This is a genomic window from Gilvimarinus polysaccharolyticus (assembly GCF_001187555.1).
Classification (GTDB): Bacteria; Pseudomonadota; Gammaproteobacteria; order Pseudomonadales; family Cellvibrionaceae; genus Gilvimarinus; species Gilvimarinus polysaccharolyticus.
On the sequence record NZ_LFIJ01000001.1, the window covers coordinates 22,322 to 48,350 of the forward strand.

18 protein-coding genes are annotated in these 26,029 nt (G+C 50.2%); 11 read left to right on the plus strand and 7 right to left on the minus strand.

Translation table 11 applies throughout. The annotated features are described in order from the left end of the window. Positions 1-7: 7 nt before the first annotated feature. From GILYN3_RS00100 to GILYN3_RS00115, 4 genes are all read right to left on the minus strand, one after another. Positions 8-316, minus strand: a complete 309-nt coding sequence (locus tag GILYN3_RS00100; protein ID WP_049720963.1) for a 2Fe-2S iron-sulfur cluster-binding protein — start codon at positions 314-316, stop codon at positions 8-10. Positions 317-340: 24 nt separating this feature from the next. Continuing rightward, entirely contained in the window at positions 341-1,498 is a 1,158-nt protein-coding gene (locus GILYN3_RS00105) for a cytochrome P450 (RefSeq protein WP_049720964.1), read from the minus strand. 120 nt (positions 1,499-1,618) lie between these two features. Further along, positions 1,619-1,855: a hypothetical protein gene (locus GILYN3_RS00110; protein WP_049720965.1), complete on the minus strand. Its 237-nt coding sequence runs from the start codon at positions 1,853-1,855 to the stop codon at positions 1,619-1,621. 55 nt (positions 1,856-1,910) lie between these two features. Further along, positions 1,911-4,031 carry an agarase gene (locus GILYN3_RS00115; RefSeq protein WP_232305480.1) on the minus strand — a complete coding sequence of 707 codons (2,121 nt, stop codon included), beginning with the start codon at positions 4,029-4,031 and terminating at the stop codon, positions 1,911-1,913. A gap of 249 nt (positions 4,032-4,280) precedes the next feature. On the opposite strand from GILYN3_RS00115, the gene GILYN3_RS00120 reads away from it, so the two are divergent. The 8 genes from GILYN3_RS00120 to GILYN3_RS00155 all read left to right on the plus strand — a co-directional run bounded on the left by GILYN3_RS00120 (position 4,281) and on the right by GILYN3_RS00155 (position 19,587). Next, entirely contained in the window at positions 4,281-5,846 is a 1,566-nt protein-coding gene (locus GILYN3_RS00120; RefSeq protein ID WP_049720966.1) for an MFS transporter, read from the plus strand. A gap of 42 nt (positions 5,847-5,888) precedes the next feature. After that, positions 5,889-7,061, plus strand: a complete 1,173-nt coding sequence (locus GILYN3_RS00125) for a mandelate racemase/muconate lactonizing enzyme family protein (protein WP_269745901.1) — start codon at positions 5,889-5,891, stop codon at positions 7,059-7,061. Positions 7,062-7,073: 12 nt separating this feature from the next. Continuing rightward, positions 7,074-8,099, plus strand: a complete 1,026-nt coding sequence (locus GILYN3_RS00130; RefSeq protein ID WP_049720967.1) for a (R,R)-butanediol dehydrogenase — start codon at positions 7,074-7,076, stop codon at positions 8,097-8,099. Beyond that, positions 8,096-8,860 (plus strand): 2-dehydro-3-deoxy-D-gluconate 5-dehydrogenase KduD, encoded by a 765-nt coding sequence (gene kduD, locus GILYN3_RS00135; RefSeq protein WP_049720968.1) that lies wholly within the window; start codon positions 8,096-8,098, stop codon positions 8,858-8,860. Before GILYN3_RS00130 ends, kduD begins: the two co-directional genes overlap by 4 nt. A 2-nt stretch (positions 8,861-8,862) precedes the next feature. After that, positions 8,863-10,305, plus strand: a complete 1,443-nt coding sequence (gene aldA, locus GILYN3_RS00140) for an aldehyde dehydrogenase (protein ID WP_049720969.1) — start codon at positions 8,863-8,865, stop codon at positions 10,303-10,305. 166 nt (positions 10,306-10,471) lie between these two features. Further along, positions 10,472-12,832, plus strand: coding sequence for a beta-galactosidase (locus tag GILYN3_RS00145; RefSeq protein ID WP_049720970.1), 2,361 nt, complete (start codon positions 10,472-10,474; stop codon positions 12,830-12,832). Then, positions 12,833-15,172, plus strand: coding sequence for an alkaline phosphatase D family protein (locus GILYN3_RS00150; RefSeq protein ID WP_049720971.1), 2,340 nt, complete (start codon positions 12,833-12,835; stop codon positions 15,170-15,172). It begins immediately after the preceding gene. Between the two features lie 368 nt (positions 15,173-15,540). Next, positions 15,541-19,587, plus strand: a complete 4,047-nt coding sequence (locus GILYN3_RS00155) for a carbohydrate-binding protein (protein ID WP_232305481.1) — start codon at positions 15,541-15,543, stop codon at positions 19,585-19,587. A 272-nt stretch (positions 19,588-19,859) separates the two neighbouring features. Here the strand turns inward: GILYN3_RS00155 and GILYN3_RS00160 are convergent, their stop codons facing one another. The 3 genes from GILYN3_RS00160 to GILYN3_RS00170 form a co-directional block, all read right to left on the minus strand. Continuing rightward, positions 19,860-20,465, minus strand: a complete 606-nt coding sequence (locus tag GILYN3_RS00160; RefSeq protein WP_049720973.1) for a GntR family transcriptional regulator — start codon at positions 20,463-20,465, stop codon at positions 19,860-19,862. A 291-nt stretch (positions 20,466-20,756) separates the two neighbouring features. After that, positions 20,757-21,563: an alpha/beta hydrolase gene (locus GILYN3_RS00165; protein ID WP_049720974.1), complete on the minus strand. Its 807-nt coding sequence runs from the start codon at positions 21,561-21,563 to the stop codon at positions 20,757-20,759. 45 nt (positions 21,564-21,608) lie between these two features. Then, entirely contained in the window at positions 21,609-22,724 is a 1,116-nt protein-coding gene (locus tag GILYN3_RS00170; RefSeq protein WP_049720975.1) for an alcohol dehydrogenase catalytic domain-containing protein, read from the minus strand. 229 nt (positions 22,725-22,953) lie between these two features. Between GILYN3_RS00170 and GILYN3_RS00175 the strand changes: the two genes are divergently transcribed. From GILYN3_RS00175 to GILYN3_RS00185, 3 genes are all read left to right on the plus strand, one after another. Next, the gene (locus GILYN3_RS00175; RefSeq protein WP_049720976.1) at positions 22,954-23,829 is read left to right on the plus strand and encodes an AraC family transcriptional regulator; all 876 of its coding nucleotides are present in this window, start codon (positions 22,954-22,956) and stop codon (positions 23,827-23,829) included. 99 nt (positions 23,830-23,928) lie between these two features. Further along, positions 23,929-24,954 (plus strand): UDP-glucose 4-epimerase GalE, encoded by a 1,026-nt coding sequence (galE, locus tag GILYN3_RS00180; RefSeq protein ID WP_049720977.1) that lies wholly within the window; start codon positions 23,929-23,931, stop codon positions 24,952-24,954. A gap of 28 nt (positions 24,955-24,982) precedes the next feature. Next, entirely contained in the window at positions 24,983-26,026 is a 1,044-nt protein-coding gene (locus GILYN3_RS00185; protein ID WP_049720978.1) for a UDP-glucose--hexose-1-phosphate uridylyltransferase, read from the plus strand. The last annotated feature ends 3 nt before the right edge of the window (positions 26,027-26,029 follow it).

Sequence of the window (26,029 nt, forward strand, 5' to 3'; positions counted from 1 at the left end):
CAAAATGTTAGTGCGCAACGTTTAATACAATGCCGTCTAGCTCTTCTGAGATCTCCATTTGGCAGCATAAACGGCTGTATTCATTGGCATTATCATCCAGCTCTAACATGTCTTGTTCGATCTCGCTGGGCGCACCGATTTTGCTAACGTCTTTAGGCGCAACATGAACGTGGCAAGTCGCACACGAGCAAACGCCACCGCAGTCGCCATCGATGCCTGACACGGAGTTTTGTACTGCCAACTCCATTACCGAGCCAGAACTTGCCTCTAGAGTTATTGCTTGTTGGTCACGGGTGATAAAAGTGATTTTAGCCATGTTTTTCTCGCTTGTTATAAGTTGTTAACGGGCGTTAAAGGTTAAGTGTAATTTGTGATAGCCAACTTTGCGTTTAGAGTCGCCCCACTGCTCGATGTTTTCCTCGGCATTGATAAAATCTATGTGGTCAACCTTGCTGACCAGTTGCTCAATTAGGATGTGCATAATGGTGCGAGCGTGAGTGGCACCCAAGCAGTTATGGTGGCCAAAGCCAAAGGCTACATGTGGGTTTAATTTTCGATCTAGCACCACCTCATTAGGGTTTTCAAACACGGTCTCGTCACGGTTGGCCGAGGCCCAGCAAAGCGAGATACGGCTGTCGGCCTTAACGGCATGCTCACACACTTGAGCATCTTCTGTCGCCACCCGGCCCATGTGGGTTAGGGGCGAGAAATAGCGAATTAATTCTTCGATGGCGCGGGTGTGAATCTCGGGCTCGTCACGCAAACGTTGTAAGGACTCAGGGTGATCGGCCAGATACGCCAGGGTATTGGTGACCATATTAATCACGGTATCGCGGCCGCCGGCGAAGGTGAGGATAATAATGCCTTTGATTTGTTCGCGGGCGAGTCTCTCTCCATCTACCTCAGCTGCCAGTAGGGTCGAGAACAAATCGTCACTGGGGTTGGCTTCGGCTTCATCAATTTTTTGGTCGATGTAGTCATACAGTTGCTGTGCTTTAGCGGCATCCAGTGGGTCGTCTTCGCTGCGAAAAACGTGGGTGCCCCAGCTGATAAAAGTTTCGGCTTCCGACTCGGGCGTATTCATTAAAACGGTCAGAGCGCGTGACTGTAACAGTAGCGAGAAGTTGTAAATGGCTTCGATGCTGTCCTGCTGATTAACGTCGTCAATCAGTGTGCTGATTTGCTTGCGCAGCTTGTCGCGGTACTTGTCTTGCAGTGGGCGCTTAAACCAGGGGTCCAGCAGCTCGCGAAAGGCGCTGTGCTTCGGAGGGTCTACCTCAAACGGTATTTGCCGAGTATCGCGAATATTCACCTCGGAGGGCACAACAATGCGTCCCGGGGTGGCTTCGGAGGAGTAGGTCTTCCAGTTGTGGGCGCATTTGCGCACGTCTTTTAAACGCAGCACCATATTAACAGGGTCGTTTTGGTCGTCGATCTTACTAACGCCTTGCTCGGTGCGGGCTTGTTGAAAGGGGTCTAGATGATCGGATGGCTTCACTGTTTACGCTCCCGCATGATTTTTGCTCTATCGGGTTAATGTCAATTTGGTGACATGGTATTGCAGTGATCCTGTGACAAATAGACGGCCGACGGATAAAAATATCAAATATATGCTCTTTTAGCTGTGCAGGCGATAATTTTCCAGCATTTGTACCAGCTCGGGTGCGATACCTAAATAAACGGCGGCGTGTAGGTATCGCTCTGGTGCTACGCTCGGGTCATTGTCAGCCATGCGCAAAAGCTCTTGGCAGGGTAGCCCCAATTGCGCGCTAAGGTGCTCGGGTGTCGCTTGTGGTTGTCCCGCCAAGTGGTGTTGCAACTCGCGGATCATGCTGTGAATTAAGTCGGGATCCATGTCGGTCACCGTTTTATTGTTATAAAAAGGCAGCCCGAAGGCTGCCACAGATTTTTTATAGTGTGTCGAGTGCTTGCTCTGACTCGTATAACTCCAGCACGGCCGAGCTAACATGACCGCCGTCGTCGCCAAAGTTAAGAGTCAAGGTGTTGTCGGCCTGTAAGAGATCCAGCGGGAGCGGGATCTCCAGGGTGCCAAAGAAGCTCTCACGACCTTTGCCATCCAGGTACTGGTCGTCCCCGCGGATATCCTCGGGTGCCGCCAGGCTCTGGCCATTAAAGCTAATGCTGGGTGCTAGCGATAAACCGTGGTCGCGCCCCAGGCTTAGCCGCAGTGTCACTTTGCCGTTGGCCGGTGGCGTTAACCCGTTGAACTGAAAGTTAATGTCCTCGCCGCTGCTAATGGCTTGCTTATAGCGATCGGCGTAGGCAAAGCGCTTGTCGACAGTGTAGTCGGCGTTGCTGTCGTTGACCGTAAAGCTAATAACCATGCTGGCCTCTGGCGCAATGACTACGGTGTCGGTAAAGCTATCAAGGCCGCTCAGTTCAACTATCGGAGCACGCTGCTCTTGGGCCTCCGCCTCGTCGCCTAAATACAAGTGCTTAACCTCGATGCTGTCGGCCTGGATATTGTCGGGCAAGTTGACGCTAAAAGGCTGCTCGGTAAAGTCGAGATTGGTGAGTGCCAGATAGTGAGTGTCGCCATCGACGTAGGCATCTACCAGAAGGTCCCGATCAGAGCTGGCGGAGTAAAGGCGCTCGCCTTTAACGTCTTTCCAGAGCTCAAAAAAGTCGATGAGTTCGGAGTAAACCCACTGCTCACCGGTTTCGCCTTCGCCCTCTTTTTGCTGACGCATCAGGCGTGAGGGGTAGGGGGTATCGGCCGATTTGCGGCCCCACTCGGCTTTAACCGTAAAAAAGGGTATCGCCATTTCGATTTGATCGGCGCGCTGCATAAACTGCATCATCATGGCGTTGGCCGACTTTACGATTAACCAGTCGCGGTACGGTACCCAGGGGCCGTTGTCCAGAGCGTGCGTTTGTGCGCTGTACTCTGAGATCATCAGCGGTTTCACCTCGCCCTCGGTCATTACGCTGTACTGGTTCAGCATGTCAAAGGTGGCCTCGAGGTTGGAGCCTTTGCGGTAGCGTTGTACCAAAGCCCCATTGGCGCCACCGGGGAAGATCGGAAAGTCGTAAAAGTGCAGCGATATAAAATCCATGTTCTCGCCGGCGATATCCATAAATAGCTTGTCGCGCTCTTCCCAGCGCTGGAAGTTGTCTTTCTCAAAATCCGGGAAGGCGGCGGTGTAGCCGCCGAGCAGTACATCGGGGTTAAGCTTACGCACGGCGTCGGCCACGGCGTTGTGGAACTCAAAGATCTTGGCGGGATCTTCGGGGGTGTCGGCGGCCGTTATCAGGTCGTACAGCGGCTCGTTCATTACCTCGACGTACTTAGGCTTAGGTTGCCCCGGCTCGCCCTCGCTTTGGCGGAAGTAGTTTGCCAGAAACAGACCCATGTAATCCCCGGTGGCGGTACCAAAGGGGGCGTCGGCGGTATTGGCCTGAGAGAACGCCCAGCCTTGCCCGGTTAAGGTGCCATTGGGCCAGTAGGGGTGTTGTTGTGCAGCTACCACCATTTGGCTGTTACGGTGTTCTTGAGCACGCATTTGCAGGCCTTGTTCGTCGGTGCGAAAGTCGTACCAGCCGGTAGTGTCACCGCCGATTTGCTCGGCATCAGCAGAGCTGGCGTAACCTGGCCGCGCCGGGTCTTCGGCGATTTGTGACAGCTGCCAGGCCATGCCGCCTGTGTCTCGGCCAAAGTAGACGTCGTAGGTTTCAACAAACTCAGGCATTAGGGCGCTGCCGCCTAGGCTTGCGTCGTTGGTGCCCAGCCACCAGTCGTTTTCGGTGTGTGAGGCGTGCAAGGTAATAAATTTTTCCCGCTCAAAGGTCGTCGAGTCGCCAATATGCAGACGGCTGCTCGGATCGACAAACACCTGGGTGTGACTAACACTTGAAGAGCTAGAGCTAGAGCTAGAGCTAGAGCTAGAGCTAGAGCTAGAGCTAGAGCTAGTATTTGAGTTATCAGAGTCGGATGAGCCGCACCCAACTAAGCTTAAGTTGCAGGCGATTAATGCGGATAAATACAGTTTTTTATAAGGGGTTATAGTCATAGCTACCTCTGTGAAAGGCTCGGCGGCTGCGCCGGCCGGTATGTTGTGGTTATGCTCGCCCTTGTTAAGCGGGTAAACCGTTGCTCCGTGCTTTTTTGCTCTGTGTACAGCTCAAAACGATTACTTTGCTATCGGGGTGAGTGTATAGTATATTGTATACAATCGCCAATGTGCGAGTGTTTAAAGCAAGTGCGTAAGCGTGCCTAGCTTTTACGCGTTACCCATAATAATTAGGCTTTGGTGATCTCTATGACCTCCTATCAGCGTGCCGCTGTTCGTTATGCCGCCATAGTGGCTTTTGGTGGATTTATTTTTGGCCTAGATGCCGCGCTTATCTCTGGGGTGGTGCGGGATATCACCGAAGTGTTTGACTTGTCCTCATTTCAGGTGGGGCTGGTGGTAGGTTCGCCCGGATATGGGGTGTTGTTTGCCCTGTTTTTGGCAGGCTATTTGGCCGATAAGTTAGGTCGTAAAAAAACCCTGCAAATCATTGCTTCTTTATATGTTGTCTCGGCCATAGCCTCGGCCATTGCCCCAGGCTATGAGGCGCTGGTGGCCGCTCGGTTCCTGGGTGGGCTGGCGTTTACCTCGCTATCGTTGGCTTCGATGTATATCGGCGAAATAGCCCCGCCCAAGGCGCGCGGCAAGCTGGTGGCCATGAACCAAATGGCGATTGTGGTGGGCTTGTCGGCGGCTTATTTGTCGGTGTTTGCGGTGCATCAAATTTCTGAGCTAGACGCGTCATGGGTCAGCTCGTTGTTGATCGATACGCAAACGTGGCGCTGGATGTTGGGGGTTGAAATAGTACCCGCCTTGGTTTGGGTGCTGTTGTTATTCTCGATCCCCGAAAGTCCGCGCTGGCTGGTGTTGCGTGGTCGTATCGATGACGCCGAAGCGGTCATGGCCAAGTTGGTGCCGCCACAAGAGTTGGCAATTGAGATGCAGGGCATTCGCGAGAGCTCGGTACACGGCCATAAAGATCACAGTGTGTGGCATCAGCTGCAAGATTTATTTTCTCCTGCTATTCGTAAGGCGCTGATTATTGCGGTAGTGATTGCGTTCTTTCAGCAAACCGTAGGTATTAACGCGGTGATGTTCTACGCACCGATTATCTTTGAGCAGGTGGGGCTTGGTACTAGTGCCGCTTTGTTTAACGGTGTGTATATCGGCTTGATTAGTGTGTTGGCTACCGCTTTGGCACTGGCGCTGATCGATAGGTTGGGGCGCCGGGTGTTGATTATTGTGGGCTTGGTGGTAGCGGGTGTCAGCTTGTTGTCCTGCGCGTGGGCATTTAACCAGGCCACTTATAGTTTAAACGCGGGGGCGTTAGTTAGTTTAGCGGAGCACTTGGATGTTTCTCAGTTGCAGGCGCTGGCGGGGCAAACTTACGATAGCGATTTAAGCTTTAAGGCGGCCCTAGTGGAGCAGTTGGGTCCTAGGGTGGCTCGTGATAACGAAGCGGTATTGTTTCAGTATGCAGCCAATATGAATGCCACGGTGATTTTGTTTGGGGTGTTGGCCTTTATTGCGGCTTTCCAGTTTTCCATTGGTCCGGTGATGTGGGTGCTGTTCTCTGAGCTGTTTCCTATTCATGTGCGCAGTGTGGCAATACCAGCCATGGCGCTGGTGGCAAGTATTGTCAGTGCCATGGTGCAGCAGCTGTTCCCTATTCAACTTGAGCTGATGGGCTCCTCTGGCGTGTTTTTGAGCTACGGCGTCAGTGCCGTACTTGCTTTGATACTGCTCGCATGGCTAATGCCCGAGACTAAGGGCAAGAGTATCGAAGAGATTGAGCAAATGCTTGCGGCAAAATAAATGTGTATATTGTTGACAATTTACAATGGTTGGGGGTAGTCTGTGACTATTGTGAAAAGTGCAGGTAATTCAATGAAAAATCAGGTGGCGGAACAAGCACGGCACGTTGCGAGCGCAACGCAGAATATTGCCGAGGTTAAAGTGGAGTACTATCGGGTGCCCTTGAAAGAGGTGCTGGCCGATGCCAAACACGGAACCCATACCCACTTTGAGTTGGTGTTGTGCCGCGTTATTTGTGATGACGGCCTTGAAGGTGTGGGCTACACCTACACTGGGGGTACTGGTGGTCGCGCTATTTATTCGCTGTTGGCCGATGAGCTGGCGCCGATGCTTAAAGGTATGGATGCCGGCAAAATACAGGCTATTTGGGAAAAAATTCAGTGGCATCTACATTATGTTGGTCGCGGTGGCCTGGTAAGTTTTGCCCAGTCGGCGGTGGATATCGCCCTGTGGGATATTCGCTGTAAAAGGCTTGAGCAACCTCTGTGGAAGGTGGCTGGCGGGATGAGCAATACAACTCGCTGTTACGCGGGTGGAATCGATCTAAATTTTACTCAGGATCGGTTGTTGGAGAATATTCAAGGTTATCTCGATCGCGGCTTTAATGCGGTAAAAATTAAAGTAGGTAAGGAAGATTACCGTGAAGACGTAGCTCGTGTGCGTGCGGTGCGTGAGCTAATTGGTGATGACGCTACCTTTATGGTGGATGCGAATTATTCGATGACTGTAGCCGATGCAATTCGCTTCTCAAACGCCATCAGTGATCAGGATATTACCTGGTTTGAAGAGCCGACTATTCCGGATGATTATCAAGGTTACGCCAAGATAGCTAAAGCAACTGATATCGCTTTGGCTATGGGTGAAAACCTACACACAGTACACGAATTTACCTACGCTATTAATCAAGCTTCTCTTGGTTATTTACAGCCAGATGCTTCTAATATTGGTGGTATTACGGGTTGGTTAAAAGTTGCCGATATGGCGCAAGCGTTTAACTTGCCGGTATGTAGCCACGGTATGCATGAGTTGCATGTATCGCTTATGGCTTCGCAGCCCAATGCGGGCTATTTAGAGGTGCACTCATTTCCCATCGACTCCTACACCACACACCCTATTAAGTTGGTAAATGGTCTGGCGAAAGCACCTGATATTCCTGGCACAGGTGTTTGTTTTGATGATGATCTATTGCGGGACCACTTAATTCAACATTCTTGATCGAGGTTTAATATGAAAGCTGCCCAATATACTGGTAATAAAGGCTTCAGCATTGTCGATGGCGAAAAAGTTTCTCCTAAAGCGGACGAGGTTTGTATTCAGGTGGGGTTCGCGGGTATCTGTGGCACAGATATGCACATTTACCATGGTGTAATGGATAAGCGTGTTTCTATTCCGCAAACTATTGGCCATGAAATGTCTGGCACGGTTGCCGAGGTGGGAGAGGGCGTTAGTGATTACGCTGTAGGCGATCGTGTGGTCGTGCGACCGTTAGATTACTGTGATGATTGCCCAGCATGCGATGCGGGTCATTCACACGTATGCCACAACTTAAAATTTATGGGAGTGGATACTCCCGGTGCGTTTCAAAGCTACTGGACGGTAAAAGCTCGTACCTTACACCGTCTGCCTGAAAGCGTGAGCCTAAAGCAGGGCGCTTTGGTTGAGCCGCTCTCGGTTGCTTGTCACGATGTGTCACGCGTGGGCTTAAAGGCCGGTGAGAAAGCTGTCATCTTAGGTGGCGGTCCAATTGGTCAGCTGATCGCGGCAGTGGCTAAAAGTATTGGCGCCGAGGTGATGGTCTCTGAAGTGAACTCCGAACGCTTGAAGTTCTCTCGTGACTTGGGTGTTGCTACGGTGAATCCGTTAGAGCAAGACATAGAGGCTGTTGTTAAAGAGTGGACTGCCGGTAAAGGCGCTGATGTCGTTTTTGAAGTTAGTGGCGTTAAAGCGGCCGTTGACACTATGACACAAATTGCAGCGGTACGTGGTCGTATTTGTATGGTAGCTATTCATTCGCAAAAGCCAGAGGTCGATTTGTTTCAGTTTTTCTGGAAGGAGTTGGAGCTGGTGGGTGCCCGTGTGTATGAGGCAAAAGATTTTGATCAGGCGATCGAGCTGATTTCGAGCAAAAAAATATCGATTGATAATTTTATCAGCAGTGTGGCACCGCTATCGCAAATTGGCGATATCTTTAGCGGTATCGACAGCAACCCTGCAGGCATGAAGTCTCTTATTGATTGTGGAGCAAGCGAATGAACCAGTATTTTAATTTAGATGGTAAAGTAGCATTAGTTACCGGCTGTAAGCGTGGTATTGGTAAAGGCATGGCAGTTGCGCTGGCCGAAGCCGGAGCAGATATTATTGGCGTTTCTGCCACTTTAGAGCTGTCTGGCTCTGAGGTGGCGAAAGAAGTTGAGGCAACTGGTCGTCGTTTTAGTGCGTATCAGTGTGACTTTTCTAATCGCGAAAGCCTGTACAAATTTATTGCCGAAGTTAAAGCGCAGCATCCGCGCATTGATATCTTAGTGAACAATGCTGGAACAATTAAGCGTGCCCCTGCGGTTGAGCATGGTGATGATATTTGGGATGAAGTGATGGAGGTTAACCTCAACTCTCAGTTTGTTCTAAGCCGCGCTTTTGGTAAAGGTATGGTAGAGCAAGGCTCTGGGAAAATTATCTTTACCGCATCTTTATTAACTTTCCAAGGTGGTATTACTGTGCCGGGTTATGCGGCAAGTAAAGGTGCTATTGGTCAGCTGACAAAAGCGCTAGCCAACGAGTGGGCCGCCCATGGCGTGAACGTTAATGCCATTGCCCCTGGATATATTGCTACCGACAACACTCAAGCGTTGCGAGACGACGAGGGTCGTTCTAAGTCGATCCTTGAGCGCATTCCTCAGGGGCGCTGGGGAACTCCCGAGGACTTTAAAGGCCCGATTGTGTTTTTGGCTTCTAAAGCGTCTGATTATATGAATGGTAGTGTCGTCTTGGTAGATGGCGGTTGGATGGGGCGCTAGGCATGATTAAGAATAGTGTAAATTTTATCGATGGTAAGTATGTCAAGTCTTCAGCTACTGAAACGCTAGATGTGCTTAATCCAACTACGGGTGAACTGGTTGGAAAAATTCCGGCCGGTACCATTCAAGATGCAGAGCAAGCTCTAGAAAGCGCTAAGGCCGCGCAAAAAAGCTGGGCAAAACGTACCGCGCGCGATCGGGCAAGTTTACTGCGAAAATTTGCGGCCGCTATTCGGGCTAAAACTGACGGGTTAGCTGAATTGCTGGTGGCCGAGCAAGGTAAGTTGCTCTCGGTTGCTAAGGCCGAGGTGAACGCAACAGCTACGTTTATTGAGTATGCCTGTGATAACGCGTTAACTATAGAGGGAGATATTTTACCGTCTGATAATATCGGTGAAAAAATATATATCCATAAGGTTCCACGGGGCGTTGTCGTGGCGATTACGGCATGGAACTTCCCTCTTGCCTTGGCTGGCCGAAAAATTGGTCCGGCTCTGATTACTGGTAATACGATTGTCGTTAAACCGACGCAAGAAACTCCATTAGCGACTTTAGCGTTAGGTGAAATAGCTAATGAGGTTGGTTTACCCGCTGGAGTTTTAAATATCGTTAACGGTGTGGGCTCTGTCGTGGGACAGCACTTATGTGAGAGTCCCATTACTCGCTTGATTACTATGACAGGTAGTACACCTGCCGGTCAGCGTATTTATCGCACCAGTGCCGATCAGCTTACTCCGGTAATGTTAGAGCTGGGCGGTAAGGCACCCTTTATTGTGATGGATGACGCCGACCTTGATGAGGCGGCCAATGCTGCATTTGTCACACGCTTTAGTAATTGCGGCCAAGTGTGTACGTGTGCCGAGCGACTGTATGTGCACGAGGCTGTATATGACGCGTTCTTAGATAAACTTTTACCAATGGTAAAAGCGATTAAAGTCGGCAATCCAATGGATCCAGAAACCACCATGGGGCCAAAAGTTAATGCCAGAGAAATTGAAAATATAGATCGACTGGTTAAAGAAGGTATTGCTCAGGGAGCCACCTTGCTGAGCGGCGGTGATATTGCCGTGGTTGACGGTTACCCTAATGGCCATTGGTATCAGCCCACTGTTTTGGGGGATGTTCAGCAAGACAATATCTTAGTTCATGAAGAAACCTTTGGGCCGATTTTGCCTGTTGTAAAAATTAAAAATATTGATGAAGCTATTGCTTACTCCAACGACAGTGAATATGGGTTATCTACCTACTTATTTACTCAAAATCTAAACTCTATCCACCGTTATATTGACGAGGTGGAAAGCGGCGAGGTTTACGTCAATCGTGGTATTGGCGAGCAACATCAGGGTTTCCATAACGGTTGGAAACTCAGTGGTGCCGGTGGCGAAGATGGTCGGTACGGGCTCGAACAGTACTTAGAGAAAAAAACTGTTTACCTTCAGGAATGAAAAGGGCCGGTAGGGGAGTCGTTAACAGCGGCTCCTTTATCGTATGCGTCGGGTGAAAACCAGAAATTAACGCTCCTCGACCGCATCACCATAGGGTGTATCTAGCGAGATTGCTCAGCGTGTATACGTAATATTTACTTAGACTTATTAAAATAAAGTGGTAGCTATGAACGTCTATAAAACTATAACTCCATTCGTTTTATTATTCTCACTGTTTCTTTCAGCGTGCAACACAGAAGAGGCTCCAACGGTTGCGGCTAGCAACGAGGCGGCGCAAGAGAAGGCCGATACCGATCAGCCATTGGCGGTTTTGTATAACTTCGATGATGCGCTTGATTCAACCATTAAATCCGCTTCTGCCAACTTAGACTTGGTCGGTTATGGCTCAGATAAAGCTATTAAAATTGACTTTCTGTCAAAAGAGAACGGTTACTCGGGGATTACCTTTAAGCCTGAGAAACCCTGGGATTGGAGTGAGTTTGATAGCTTTAGTCTGAGTATGGACTTGGCTAATGATGGCGACCAGTCGACGCAAATCTACCTGAATTTAAAAGACGGTAACGGCAACGTGGCAACCCGCAGTGTGGTAGTGCCCCGAGGCGACTTTAAAACCTATTACGCGAAGTTAGCCGGCCACGATATCGAAGCCACCGGTGATGACGATGCCACCGAGCTTAATTTCTCATCTGGATTGCGCTCAAACCCACCCACTTGGAGCGGTGAAGATAGCCACTTTATCTGGATGTGGGGGGTTAAGAGTTTGGATGTCTCGCAGATCACCGAGATCTCGTTAAGTGTGCAGGGCGCGGTGAGCAACAAAACCATCAGTGTTGACAATGTTCGGTTAACGCCTAACCCTAAAATGGACGAAGAATTTTTGGTGGGTATCGTCGACGAGTTCGGCCAAAATGCCAAGTACAACTACGCCGATAAAATTGATAGCCTGGAAGAACTGCACCAGGTGCGCGACGCCGAGCTGGCCGAGTTGGACGGTAAAGCCATGGCCGATCGCTCTAAATTTAGCGGCTGGAAAAGCGGCCCAAAACTTGAGGCTACCGGTTACTTTCGCACCGAAAAGGTCGATGGTAAATGGGCGTTGGTAGATCCAGAGGGCTATCTCTACTTTGCCACCGGTTTGGATATTATTCGTCTTTCCAATTCCACGACCATGACCGGTTATGATTACGATCAGGATAAAATCAATCAGCGCGATGAGCATGACCTGACTCCAGAAGATTCCATTGGCATGCTTAAAGTCAGTGATGAAGCCAAGAAGACCCGTTTTGTGGCCTCCAAAACCCGCGCCGATATGTTTAGCTGGTTGCCCGAGATGGACGGTGAGCTGGCAAACCATTACAGCTACCGTCGCGCGGCTCACTCTGGGCCACTTAAGCACGGTGAAACGTTTAGTTTTTATCAGGCCAACCTCGAGCGAAAATACGGCGAAGAGCACCCCAATAGCTTTTTAGATCAATGGGAAGATGTGACTAAAAAACGTATGCTCAACTGGGGCTTTACCTCTTTAGGAAACTGGACCGATCCGCACTTTTACAGCAATAAACAGATTCCATTTTTTGCCAATGGCTGGATCATTGGTGACTTTAAAAAGGTCTCTAGTGGTAACGATTTTTGGGGCCCACTGCCCGACGTATTCGACCCTAAGTTTTCCGAGCGTGCCAACGTAACCGCTAAGCAAGTGGCCGCCGAGGTGCAAAATACCCCTTGGTGTGTAGGTGTGTTTATCGACAATGAAATGAGCTTTGGCCGCTCCGAATCGGATCAGCTGCGCTACGGCATTGTGATTAACACCCTGGGGCGCGATGCCTCAACCGTGCCCACCAAAGCACAATTTAGTCAGTTGATGAAGGCCAAATATGAAAGTATTGGGGCTTTTAACCAAGCGTGGAATCTAAAGCTGACAGACTGGAGTGAGTTTGACAATGGCTTTGCGCCGGGCGAGATCACCAAAGCCCAGCGTGTGGATTACGCCGATATGCTAGAGCACTACGCTACTCAGTATTACCGTGTGGTACACGATGCAGTGCAGGAGCACTTGCCCAATCATCTATACCTAGGGTCACGTCTGCCCGATTGGGGTATGCCCATCGAGGTGGTGCGAGCTGCGGCTAAGTACGCGGATGTGGTTAGCTACAATGTTTATAAAGAAGGCCTGAATAAGAAAAAGTGGGAGTTTTTGGCCGAGATCGATAAGCCCAGTATTATTGGTGAGTTCCACATGGGCGCTATGGATCGCGGTTTGTATCACCCAGGCTTGATTCACGCCGAAGATCAGGATGACCGGGCGCAAATGTATCTGCGTTATATGGATACGGTCGTCGAGAACCCATACTTTGTCGGGGCGCACTGGTTTCAGTATATGGATTCGCCGCTGACTGGCAGGGCTCACGATGGTGAAAATTACAACGTCGGTTTTGTTGATGTGACCGATACTCCCTATCCAGAAATGGTAGAAGCGGCGAAAGAACTTGGCCGTAATCTTTATGACGAACGCTACGGAGACAAATAAATGCAACGCCGACAATTTATCAAGTTGACAGCGTCAGCTGGGCTGGGTGCGAGCATCGTGCCCAGCTTGGCTGCACTTGCCGCCGCTGAACGATCCTCTGCGGTGGCTATGCCCACCGACTTTTTAGCCATCGAAAACAATCACCAAACGTGGCTGGGCCGCGACTTTTGGGCTAACCGCTTGCAGGACTGGCAGGCGAATAGTGGCCGTATCGAGTGTGTGCAAAGTGATGAGAGTTACGAGGTGCGCACGGTATCGCTGTTAACCCGCGAGTTAACCGAGGCGCACAAGCCGGCCCGTATTCGCTTAACGGTAGGTGCCTTACAGCCGGGCAAAGCGGGCTTTTGTGGCCTGTTGCTGGGCGTGGGAACAGGTCAGCTAGATTACCGCGCCAGTGCTTTGGCGCAGCGCTTTTCTGGTGCTGGCGGCGGTTTTATGGCTACGCTTAACAGTCAGGGCGAACTGGGTTTTCAGGATTTTTCGGAGGCCAAAAACACCTTGGCGTTTGAGTCACTAACGCGCCCTGGGGCATCACCGATTGGTGAGTTAGGGGATCGGGCAGTGGTGCTCGACTGCCATATTGACCCTGTCGCTGACGGCCGATTTGATGTGCGGTTAATTGCGTTGGATGCAAAAACCGAGCTCGAAATCGGTTTCGCCGTACGCACTGATGTGTCGCCTGACGAATTAATGGGCGGGGTTATGCTGGTGTCTTCGACACCGGCTAAGCAGCCGGGTACGGGCTGGTGGTTTAAAAACATTGCCACCGCCGGCGATAAAATTCTTGTCGAACCTAACCGTGCTGAAGGCCCGGTGTTAGGTTGTTTGTATAGCCTAAACCAGCGTGTGATGAAGCTAACCGCGCAGTTTTTTCCGCTCAATACGGACGCGTATCCCAACGCCCAACTACAGCTTAAAAGTGCCTCGGGCGAGTGGCAAACACGGGCTGTTGCGGCGATTGAAGATGGTTTTGTGGCGCGCTTTCGGGCCGACGATTGGGATGCTTCGCAGGCGGTAGATTATCGAATTGTAATCCCTGGAGATAATCAGTATCCAGCTTTTACCGGACAGTTTAAACAAGATAGCGCGAGCCCCGACGAGCTAAAAGTGGGGCTGTACTCTTGTATTATCCCGACGGCCAAATCACTTGATGAAGGCCATTATAAAAAGCTGATTCCCGAAGAGCGCGAGTTGGGCCGCTATACCCCAGACAATATTTTCTTTCCCCATAACGAGCTGGTTAGCAACAGTGCTACGCACGACCCCGACCTCTGCTTGTTTGTCGGTGACCAGTACTACGAGACTTATCCGACGCGCTACGGCCGCGATACGCCCCAAGCCAAGTTAGATACCTTATACCGTTGGTATTTGTGGCTGTGGGCGTTTCGCGATATGGCCCGCAATCGGCCCTCGATTGTGTTGGTGGACGATCACGATGTGCTGCAGGGCAATCTGTGGGGTAATGCCGGTGTATCCGGTGGCCCTAAAGAGGAGGACGGCGGCTTTAAATGGGATTTAGATTTGATGCGGATGGTGTACCGCGTGCAGTGCAGCCATAATCCTGATGCCTATGATCCTACCCCCATTAACGGTTGTATCCCCGTGTACTACGGTTCGTTTGTGTACGGTGGGGTTAACTTTGCGTTTGTAGAAGATCGCAAATTTAAAACCGCGCCCGATTACGAGCCCGACCCCGAAACCACCAGTGGCGTGCTTTTGGGTACACGTCAGGAGCAGTTTTTAGAGAACTGGGCGAACTCGCGCCCAGGTATGCCTAAAGCGATTATTACTGCGTCCATGTGGGGTTCACCGCAAACGGACGAAAAAGGCGAGCCGTTGCTTGATTATGATGCCAATGGTTATCCACCCGACGGCCGCCGGCGCGCTATTGCTTTGGCGAAAAAAGCGCAGGCGGTAGTGCTATCGGGCGATCAGCATTTGGGCATGTTAGCCGAGCAGTGCCTCGACTCGTTTGACGACGGCGTGTTGTTCTTTTCCGGGCCGGCTTCGGCGGCTTTTTGGCAGCGTTGGTTTGAACCGGCTAGAGCGCTCGACAATCAGCGCAATGACGATCCAAACACAGGTAATTTTGTCGATACCTTTGGCAATAAAATGCGAGTGTTGGCCGTCGCCAACCCCAAAATTAGCCACGCCGACTTTCAGGACGATAACACTACCTGGGGCAAATTTTTGGCAGATCGGCAATTAAAAAGTGAAGGTTATGGTTTGGTTCGATTCAGACCGGCCAAAGGCGAAGTCACTTTTGAATGCTGGCCTTGGGATGCGGACCCGTCACGTGATCAGCAATTTTCCGGTTGGCCATACCGATATAAGTATTAACTGTTTAGTGTTTACGTAAGGGGCATTTGCCCCTTTTTTTGTGCCTGCCGTTTGACGCCTTACTCTTCCATGTACTCTCAAATTGTGAGCTGCTTAGCTTTTTTGGCTAGTTTTCACTCAACAACCTTTACTTAAATTATCGTTAACAGTAGATTGTTTACAAGTCGCGTAAAGCAAGAAGCTTTTTAGTGTCAGTGTGGTTTTCAAACACAGGCGATAGAGCGCAGGATGCGTAGGAGCGCGTTTGTGCCAGATGTCCTCTCCCTAGGCTGCCATTTCCGCGCGGCCGCTTCGCTTGCAAATACCGCCATCGGACTGGGCAGGTTTGTCGGCATACCTAGATAATAAAACAATTGGAGGTTATTCCTGTGAGAGTCAAACGTTTTTCCCGATTGACACTGGCCTGCGCAGTTTCGGCTGTGGTGGCTGGTACAGTGGCGTCACATGCATTAGCGCAAACGGTACATATTCAGGCCGAAAACTTTACGGCCGTTGGTGGTAGTTATGCCGATGGCCAACCTCAGGCCGTAAGTACTTACGCGGTTAATGGCGTGCAGGCCATCAACTATGTTAACCGTGGTGACTATGTAGAGTACGAGGTAAATATCGCCCAAGCTGGTGTTTACACCGTGCAGTATTTAATTGGTACCGCGGTGCCCAGCGGCGCCGCGGTGGAGTTGTCGGTTAAAAACGGCAACACCTGGCAAAGCCAGGACACTACCACTGTACCCACCGGTGGCTGGGACAACTTTCAGCCATTGGACGGTACTCACGAAATCACACTGCCGGCGGGCAATGTCAGCATTCGTTTAACCGGCAGCGGCGCCAACGATTGGCAGTGGAACCTAGATGAGTTTGCGCTGACTTTAACCCAATCTGAAGTTGAACCCGAAATCCCTTCAGACATCAGTCAAGAGGCAGAAGACTATCACGCGGTAAGCGGCACCTTTGCCGATGGTCAGACAGCTCCTGTTAGCACCTATTCAGTTAATGGTGGCACCGCGCTAAATTACATTAACCGTGGCGACGCGATCGAGTATCAAATAGCGGTTGATCGCGCCGGCATTTATGATTTGACCTATTTTATTGGCACCGCTATTACCTCGGGTGCACAGGTTGAATTTCAGGTTAAACAAAACGGCAACTGGGTGTCTCAGGGTGTCGAAAGTGTTACTGCCAACGGCTGGGACAACTTTCAGGCGCAGAGCGCAGGTCATACCGTTCAGTTGCCTGCCGGTGTGGTTGAGGTGCGTTTATTGGCTTCTGGCAGCAGCGATTGGCAGTGGAACATTGATAAGTTCGACTTGGTGTTTGTCAGTGACAACGGTGCCAGCTCTAGCTCGTCGGTCAGCAGCTCAAGTAGCTCTGTAAGTAGCACGAGCAGTTCTGTAAGCAGCTCCAGCTCTGTGAGTAGCACCAGTAGCTCCAGTTCATCGGTTAGCTCTGGTAGCTCGAGCTCGCAAGTGCCTGGCGGCGTCGTTACCGTATCGGGTGACTTTTCACTTGAGGCCGAAAGTTTTAACGCGGTGGGTGGCTCGGTAGAAATTTACAGCGTTAATGGCGGTCGCGCGGTTAATTACTTTAACGCTGGTGATTACCTCGAGTTTGATATTGATAACGCTCAGGGCGGTTTGTACGAAGCGGTTTACCGCGTAGGCACAGGCAATACCAGTGGCACTGCGGTGGGCTTAATGCTGACCGATCATCAAGGGAATTTGGTGCTTAAAAACACCACTGATGTGGTTAGCCAGGGGGGCTGGGATACATTTTATGACTTAACCTCAAGCACACGTTTTAATATTTACCCCGGCACTAGCAAAATTAGGATTACCGGCGCTGGCAGCCAAGATTTTCAGTTTAATATCGACAATATCGTCTTTAAATATTTGGGGACTGTCGATAATAACCTCGATGGTGACGGTGATGGCGTCGCGGATATTAATGATAGTTGCTCCGGTACGCCGAGTGGTGAAGCGGCCAACGGCGAAGGGTGCTCTCCCTCACAGCTGGATACCGATGTTGATGGTATCAATGATGCCGAAGACCAGTGCCCCAGCAGTGCAATAGACGCCTTTGTAAACTCCGTCGGTTGTGCTACCAGTGGCGGCGATGACGATGATTTTGACGGTGTGTTTAACTGGGACGATCAGTGCCCCAACACCTTCCGCATGAATGTTGGCCCCGATGGCTGTCTCGCCTCGGGTCGCGATAGTGACGGCGATGGTGTGGTAAATAGTGTTGATGTTTGTCCTGCCACCCCGGGCAGCGAGTTTGCCAATGGGCAGGGTTGTTCATCGTCGCAAGTTAGCACCGTCGAGTCGGTAGACGTTCACGTGAATGCCAATATCGAGCATATTGTTAACGGCGTTTCTGATTTTGGTCGCGACCGTCATATGACGGTTCACAGCACCGTATATGAGCAGGATTGGGACGGTCACGCTGACAAGCTGAACTATCTTTTGAACGAGCTCGATGTGTATATGGGGCGCGATAACGGCTCGGCTACCTGGAAGTTTCAAGACACTCAGGAAGATCCAAACCGCCCCAATATGGCCGATTTGGCATGGATGGAAGGTCGTGGCGCAGAGCTGCGTCAAGTCCATGAAGACAACCCTTTCTACTCACGCTTCCCCGATTCTAAAACGCAGATGATTGCCGGAACTAACCCGCATCCTTTGTACCCGACCTTAAGCTGGTACGACAATGGTAAGACTTGGTCGGGTTGGCAGCCGATGAATATTGAAACCTCGGCCGAGTGGGTGGGTAAATACCTGGAAAGCTACTTTGCCAATAGCCGCAATGGCGATATTGGCGAGCCTACGCCCACATTCTGGGAGGTGATTAACGAACCGGACATGAAGATGAAGACTGGTCAGTTTATGGTGACCAACCAAGAGCAAATTTGGGAGTATCATAATCTGGTGGCGCAAGAGATTCGCTCGCGTCTGGGCAACGAGGCGCCGTTGATTGGTGGTATGACCTGGGGACAGCACGACTTCTATCGTCGTGATGGTATCTCGCGTTTTGCCGATGATTCTTACGATCAGTGGATCGTGGCGGATGATCCGGCGGTAGAAGCAGAGTCGGAAGCGTTTTTCGAAAGCCGCATGGCGACTACCGTGGATGACACGCGCGCGTTGGATTGGTATCAGTGGGACGTGATGTGGAAAGGCTTTATGGACGCCGCCGGCGACAGCATGGACTTTTATGCTGTGCATATATACGACTGGCCCTCCGCCAATGAGGGAGGTAAGGGCAGCTTGCGCCGTGGTGGTCACGTGCAGGGCATGCTGGACATGATGGAGTGGTACGACGTGCACGAAAACGGCATGAACAACCGCAAGCCCATCGTGTTATCGGAGTACGGCGCTGTGCAAGGTGGCTGGGATAACCTGCCGCACAACCCGCGATACGAATCTGAAGTCCTGAAATCATTTAACGGCATGTTGATGCAGTTTTTGGAACGCCCAGATTACGTTATTAAGTCTATGCCCTTTACGCCAGCTAAACCGCTATGGGGTTATGTTGGTGCGCAAGATGGTTATACCACTGTGGGGGTTTGTGGCTACAAAGAGGTGCCAGATTGCAATGTGCGTTATCACTACGCCATGATGATCGAAGAGAATCTCAACCAAGGTGATTGGGTCTGGTCGGACTATATCCGTTTTTACGAGCTGTGGGACGACGTTGACGGTACTCGTGTGGATACCCGATCATCGGATGCGGATGTGCAGATCGAATCCTACGTAGATGGCGATGAAGTATTCGTTATTCTGAACAACCTAGAAGACGAATCTACCACCGTAAATCTTAACTTGCATGGTCTGTCGTTGGGCAATGTATCCAAGGTTGAAATGCGTGACATGCACTTTGATGCCAGTCACAAAACTCAGTTGGATCGTCGCTTTATGGACTCGGCGCCAAGCACGGTAACGCTCGCACCCGACGGTACTGTCGTGTTGCGCTACACCATGAGTAACAATGTGGCGGTTAACGAGCAAGTGCAAGAGAAGAAGTATTTTGGTAGCAGTGTTAGTGGTGGCAGTGAGCCGCATCGTGTGTCAATTGCTGGCGGTGACATTCCAGTGTCTATCAATAATGTGCAGGTGCCTAGTGGCCCAGCAGAGGCAATGTTGCGCTTAACCGTTGCAATGTTTATGAGTGAAGACGATGTGCCAAACGGCAATCTCACCATTAACACTCTGACTATCAATGGTGTAGAAGTGGCGACGCCAATCGACTGGCGCGGACCGGCTGATTATCAGGCCGATCGCTACTTTGCGACGCTGGAGATTCCTGTGCCGGTTAACACCTTACAAGCCAACAACGACATTAAGGTGGATTTTCGTCACAACGGTGAGCTGACCGTGGTAAACCTTGTGGTGTGGGAGTTCTCAACCGAACCACAGCGGTAAGTATGAAAGTGTTATAGGTGAAAGGGTAACGGTGTGGCTTTAATGTCATACCGTTACCCGCGACAGTTTTACTTAATATCAATGACCCATTTGTAGTGGGTCACCTTTTTATGGCAATTACCCGAAAGATAAGGTTAACAACTTGGGTCTAGCTTGTGGTAAAACTCATCTTGAGTAGAGCACTTTAATTAGATACTTGACAAATAATTTACAAGCATAAAAAAACGAGCCTCAAGGCTCGTTTTTTTATGCTTGCATAGGTCAACAGGTTGTTACTTAATGTTGGCCATTAAACACTTTTTGGCCAGTGTAACGTTTTTCGCTCGTAGCGCATCAAGAATCGCTTGGTGTTCTTCTACGCACGCTTTGGGGGTTGATAAGCGTTTGTAGTTCATGCGCATTCGTAAAACGATAGGGTACCAAAGATTTACCAGCTCGTTGCCGCCGGCTTTAAATACCAAAAACCGATGAAAATCGATATCGGCTTTGGTGACCTCGTTAAAGTCTTCACTGCTAAAGGCATCTTGGATGCGCGCTAGAATACTCTCGGCTTGAGCAAAGTCCTCTTCGGTAAAGCTATTTTTAATGGTCGAGATCGCATAGGTCTCGATCTTTCGGCGGATGTCGATCATGAGCGCTTGCATGCTTGGGTCTAATGCGCTGTTAACCGATACGCCGCAGTTATTTTTGGAGACCAACAAGCCTTCTTTGGTTAGCTGCAGCAGCACCTCGCGGATTGGCCCGCGGGAAACGCCAAAACGCTCTGAAAGCGTTTGTTCGCTTAGTTTGGTGCTAGGGGCCAAGGCGCCGGAAATAATATCCGAGCGTAGCTGATCGGCTATTTGGTCTTTAACGGATATAATTTTGTTATTAAACATAAGTTTTAACTTTCAATAATGATACCGCTTTTAGTGTATAGCAGCTTTGCTAAATTGTCTATTGTAGACATGTTACAGCTTAGCTCTCAGTGCTGGCAAGCGCCAGTATACAATAATATAGTTGGATTGACTCTAGCTAAAGAGGTAAGTGTAACGCTTTACATGGCGCAAACTTAAACTCCGCAGGGTAATAGCGGACATTTGAGTGGGAGCTATGAAGTAAATAAAGGCGTTAAGATGCTTTTGGCGCCTGTTGCGGGGCAATTTGAACCCGTACAGCCGGCGCCGTAGTTATTGAGGCGGATGCTCTAAGTTTTGAAAAAACAGCAAACTGCGTTCGACGTTGGTGTTCCAGTAGGACCACTCGTGGGCGCCTTCTAGCGAAGTAAAGCTATGCTTGATGTTGTCGTGCTTTAGCTGTTGGCTAAACGCCAAGTTGCCACTGTGCAACGGGTCATCTTGACCGCAGTCGAAGCGCAGCGGTGGTAGTTGATGCCGATGGCGTTGCATCCAGTAAAGGATGTCGGGCTCGCGACTTGCCTCACAGCGATAAATCGATAAGGCTTCATTAATGAATAGGCTGAGCTCTTGCAGTTGAGTAATGGCTGAGTGCGCAGAAATACCTTGAAATTTATCGGGGTACTTTGCTCCCAGCCGTAAGGCGCCATACCCCCCCATGGATAACCCCGAAAGATAAACATTGGAGTTTTTACTGGCGCCGTGGATAGAGCGTATTACCGCCTCGAGCACGTCTGTAACAATCCATTGTTCGGCATTAGGCCCTGCTTGCAATGGTAGATACCCCGAGCCGGCATAATAACTACCATCTCCAGGCATCACTAATATCATATCGTCCAGCTGGCCATTGGCACGCAGACGTTGATACACCTGGTGTACCCCACCCAATTCATTCCATACCCAGTGATCGCCATAAACGCCGTGCAATAGGATGACAATGGGAATGTCTTGCTGTTTGCTATTAACGTTGTAACAGCTGATGGTGCCGCGTCCATTAAGGGAGGAGGCATGCACCGTTAGTATTGCTTGGTTGGTAGCGCTAAGGCTTGAGCCCGACTGTTCAATTTGCTGGAGCGACATTACCGATTCCTAACTAAACGTATGGAGGGTGAGAGTTAACCTTTATTAAGGGGTGGGGTCGATAATCACAACCCCTTTGGCGAGTTTTCCTGCCAGCATATCGGCTAGTCCGTCGGCTAAGGTTTCTAAGGTATAGGTGTTGCTAATCAGTTCGTCGAGCAACAACTGGCCGTTGCGGTACAGCGCTAAAATACGTGGAAAGTCTCGCTCGGGGTTGCACTGGCCGTACAGTGGGTTGAGGTAGAGTTTATCCCACTCAAATAATTCACAATCAAAATCAATGCGTTGTTCGATACCGCTGGCTTGAATTGCGGTGCCGGCACTGCGTATTAATTTTAATGGTGCCGATCCCAAGGCGGGGATTGCGCTGCACTCAAAGGCGTAATCAGCCATGCGACCACCATTAAGCGCTTTAACTTGCTGTGCTACAGCAACAAAATCGACATCGCTAGGGCTGGCTAACACGGTTTGGTTGGCGCCAAAGCGACGAGCTTGGGTCAGGCGCTGCTCGGCAATATCAATGGCGATGATGGTGGCCGCGCCGGACAGCTTAGCGGCTTGAATTACGTTTAATCCCACGCCGCCACAGCCAATTACGCAGACACTTGAGCCAGCCTTTACGTTAGCGGCGTTAACCACAGAGCCCCATCCTGTCATAACTCCGCAAGCGGTAATTGCTGCTACGGGGTAGGGGATGGCTGAGTCGATGCGGGTTACAGCCTCTCGCTTAACGACGGTGTATTCGGCCATGGTTCCTAGATGAAAGGAGCGTTCGATTGGTTGCTCTTGGTGTAAGCACGCCTCTGGGTGAGCGTGACCTGCGAGGCCGCTTGAGCAAACCGGTGAGTGTTGTTCGCAAATATGGGGATTGCCCTCAAGGCACTGAAAGCACTGCCCGCAAGGGATTGCCCAGTTCAGTAAGACTCGCTCACCTACGGCTAAATCCTTTACCTCAGAACCCACGGCGTGTACGACACCTGCGCCCTCGTGTCCCACCACAAAAGGTTTGTTCCAGTGTTGGATGGAGTCCCAGTCGGTATGGCAAATGCCGGCGGCTTTAATTTTCACCCGAACCTCTTTGGGCCCCGGTGCGCCTACCTTAATGGTGCTGAGTTGAAAGTTTCCCTGACCGTCAGAGACGATTGCTTTTGCGTTAATCATGTATGCCTCGCAGAAAATTCTGTTACCGCATTTAATCACCACCAGGTATCGCTTCACTACAACGGGGGGAATAAAAGTGTCAGATATATGCGCTTTCCTGTAGTGTCGTCATAAAAAGAGCTAGCCTGACCCTTGAGTCACGAAAATGCTAACTACCGTATTCTTGGCTCTAGCTTAAATCGAGAAAAGTACGGTAAATTAAGAGGAAATAAATATTTGAGGTGTGGGCGTGAGCGTTAAAAACAGCTTGATTCACTGTGAGCCTTTTTGTATTCAAAAGGGGTATAACTTTGAAATACACCACGTGGTGTATCAGCAAAATGACCCATACTCGTGTTTTATGCACTTCCATGAGGTGCATGAGCTGATTGTTTTTGAGCATATTGAAGGGACTTTTTTTTATAACCAAGGTGAGTCGGCACTGAACGATTATGATCTCGTTTTTACTCCGGCACTGGAGACCCATGACTTTGAAATATCTGAGCGCCCAAAATCTTGGTACATAATTCAGTTTTTACCCGAGGTGCTCGACGATGTCAGTTTGAGTGCGGTGGCCAGTTTTTTTCAGTACGGAATGCACCTGCGGCAAGACTCGGCGGCAAAGCAAGAAGTCATGCAGTTGGTGCGGTGGCTGCACCAAAGCTACCAGTGTGACCCCTATAGCGAAAAGTCGCAGTTGTTATTGCGATTATTACTGTGTTGGGTGGCCGATAGCGCCAAGCCGGTACAGCTACCCCATACCGCACCGCTGCAAAAAAACTTAGGTTACGAAAAGCTCACCCCAGTTATTAATTTGTTTCGTTATCAGCGTTGCGTCGAGCTGCCACTTGCTGAGGCCGCGGGCTTATGTGATTTATCTCCCTCGTACTTTTCGCGTCTGTTTAAACGGGTGTTCCGTTACAGCTATAGTGAATACGGTATTCGACACCGTTTGTATAGTGCGGCGCGAATGCTTAGTCAAGCTGAGCATTCAGTGACGGACATTGGTTACGAGCTGGGTTTTTCTAGCCCTTCTCATTTTATTTCACTGTTTAAAAAGCAGTTTGGCGTAACCCCTAAAAAGTACCAAGGTCAGGTGGTATTACGCGCCCGACGCGTCGAGTAATCACGCTGGGGCAATGCGCTTGGTCGGTGGCGTTTTTTCTTGTAATCTATGCAGTTAATGGATATATTGTTGACAATAAACAATAGATTTGGTGTTTAAATGTCACAATCCAACAAGGTCCTAGTTACTGGCGGCGCAGGCTATATCGGCAGTCACGTGTGTGTTGCTCTGATAGAGGCAGGTTTTGAGCCGATTATTATCGACAATTTCTGCAATAGTAGCCCGTTGGTGCTCGAGCGTATCGCGACAATATCGGGTGTGAAGCCGGTGTTGTATCAAGCGGATATTAACGATGTCGTGGCGCTGCAACGCATTTTTGATGAGCACGACATTACCGCAGTAATGCATTTTGCTGGATTAAAAGCGGTGGGCGAATCGACGGAAATTCCGCTGTCGTATTATCGCGCTAATGTGGCCGGCTCTATTGCACTGTTTGAAGCGATGGCGGCAAACCAAGTGTGGAGCTTGATCTTTAGTTCATCGGCTACAGTTTATGGCAACCCTAAAAGCGTGCCTATCGATGAAGGCTTTCCCTGTTCGGCGACCAATCCCTATGGTCGGAGTAAGCTGATTGTTGAGGATATCTTACGAGACTTATCGGCAGCACCCGGAGCCGACTGGAAGATCTCATTGCTGCGATACTTTAATCCGATCGGTGCCCACAGCTCTGGCTTGATCGGTGAAAACCCCAACGGGATTCCCAACAATTTACTGCCCTTTGTCTCGCAAGTGGCAATTGGTCGGCTGCCCCAGTTAAAAGTGTTTGGTGACGATTACGACACACTCGATGGTACCGGTGTGCGTGATTATATTCATGTGGTCGATTTAGCGTTAGGCCATGTGGCAGCGTTACAGCAATTGCGTAGCTCCACGCCCGCTTGCCAGGTTTATAACTTAGGCACTGGGGTTGGTTATTCGGTGCTGCAAATTATTAATGCTTTCTCGCAAGCCAGCGGTGTTGAGATCCCCTACAGTATTGAACCCCGTCGCGCAGGCGATATTGCTGAGTGTTACGCCAAGCCTGATTTGGCGTTGTCGGAGCTAGGCTGGAAGGCCGAGCGCGGCTTAACCGAAATGATGCAAGACACTTGGCGTTGGCAAAAAAGCAATCCTAAAGGCTATTGATTCCGCTAAGGTGGGTGAGTAAAAAATTATGAGTTTGTTATCCGATAAAAGTCATCGACGCTATAACCCGCTACTTGGTGAGTGGGTGCTGGTATCTCCCCACCGAGGTAAACGACCTTGGCAGGGGCAACAAGAGGCGCCGGCTAGTAATGCAGCGGCCTCTTACGACGACAAATGCTATCTTTGTCCAGGTAACACCAGAATTACCGGTGATACAAACCCTGCTTATACTGGCACTTATGTGTTTCAAAATGACTTTCCAGCTTTGCAGAATGAGGGCGATAGTAGCGCTGACGAGTTGCGCGAGCCGGACCCGTTGTTTCACTACCGGGCGGTAACGGGGGAGTCGCGGGTAATTTGTTTTTCGCCCGATCACTCAAAGAGTTTACCACAGCTGTCCTGCGCCGAAATTGTTGGTGTGATTAATACTTGGACAACCCAGATGGCAGAGCTTGCGCAGCACTACCAATGGGTACAGGTGTTTGAAAATAAAGGCGCGGTAATGGGGTGCTCTAACCCCCATCCCCACGGCCAGATCTGGGCACAAAATCAGTTGCCTACCGAGGCGGCCAAAATCGACGCTAATTTAAAGGCTTACCAGCTTAAATACGATAACAATTTGTTGTTGGATTACGTGGCGCGGGAGCTGGAAAGCGGCGAGCGTTTGGTCGATGTTAATGATGACTGGGTGACCTTGGTACCTTTTTGGGCTTGTTGGCCTTTTGAGTTGATGCTTTTACCGCGCTTTAAGGTGGAGGATTTTGGTCAATTATCGACCGCTCAAAAAGCCTCGTTAGCGGAGATATTAAAAGCTAGTTTAAGCCGTTACGACAATCTTTTTCAGTGTAGTTTTCCATACTCTATGGGGTGGCGCACCGCGCCATTTAACGCTGAGAATAATCAACACTGGCAGTTGCATGCGGTGTTTTTCCCGCCGTTATTACGCAGTGCCAGTGTTAAAAAGTTTATGGTGGGCTATGAAATGTTGGCCGAAGCGCAGCGCGACATTACCCCAGAACAGGCCGCCCAACGTTTGCGTGATTGCAGCACCACGCACTATTTAGAGAGTTAACGC

What these genes read in the sequence shown, in the direction of transcription:
- GILYN3_RS00150 (WP_049720971.1), top strand. Translation starts at nt 12,833, where the DNA reads ATGCAACGCCGACAATTTATCAAGTTGACAGCGTCAGCTGGGCTGGGT.
- GILYN3_RS00110 (WP_049720965.1), bottom strand. Translation starts at nt 1,855, where the DNA reads ATGGATCCCGACTTAATTCACAGCATGATCCGCGAGTTGCAACACCAC.
- GILYN3_RS00185 (WP_049720978.1), top strand. Translation starts at nt 24,983, where the DNA reads ATGAGTTTGTTATCCGATAAAAGTCATCGACGCTATAACCCGCTACTT.
- GILYN3_RS00115 (WP_232305480.1), bottom strand. Translation starts at nt 4,031, where the DNA reads ATGACTATAACCCCTTATAAAAAACTGTATTTATCCGCATTAATCGCC.
- aldA (WP_049720969.1), top strand. Translation starts at nt 8,863, where the DNA reads ATGATTAAGAATAGTGTAAATTTTATCGATGGTAAGTATGTCAAGTCT.
- GILYN3_RS00130 (WP_049720967.1), top strand. Translation starts at nt 7,074, where the DNA reads ATGAAAGCTGCCCAATATACTGGTAATAAAGGCTTCAGCATTGTCGAT.
- kduD (WP_049720968.1), top strand. Translation starts at nt 8,096, where the DNA reads ATGAACCAGTATTTTAATTTAGATGGTAAAGTAGCATTAGTTACCGGC.
- GILYN3_RS00170 (WP_049720975.1), bottom strand. Translation starts at nt 22,724, where the DNA reads ATGATTAACGCAAAAGCAATCGTCTCTGACGGTCAGGGAAACTTTCAA.
- GILYN3_RS00145 (WP_049720970.1), top strand. Translation starts at nt 10,472, where the DNA reads ATGAACGTCTATAAAACTATAACTCCATTCGTTTTATTATTCTCACTG.
- GILYN3_RS00165 (WP_049720974.1), bottom strand. Translation starts at nt 21,563, where the DNA reads ATGTCGCTCCAGCAAATTGAACAGTCGGGCTCAAGCCTTAGCGCTACC.
- GILYN3_RS00120 (WP_049720966.1), top strand. Translation starts at nt 4,281, where the DNA reads ATGACCTCCTATCAGCGTGCCGCTGTTCGTTATGCCGCCATAGTGGCT.
- GILYN3_RS00100 (WP_049720963.1), bottom strand. Translation starts at nt 316, where the DNA reads ATGGCTAAAATCACTTTTATCACCCGTGACCAACAAGCAATAACTCTA.
- galE (WP_049720977.1), top strand. Translation starts at nt 23,929, where the DNA reads ATGTCACAATCCAACAAGGTCCTAGTTACTGGCGGCGCAGGCTATATC.
- GILYN3_RS00160 (WP_049720973.1), bottom strand. Translation starts at nt 20,465, where the DNA reads ATGTTTAATAACAAAATTATATCCGTTAAAGACCAAATAGCCGATCAG.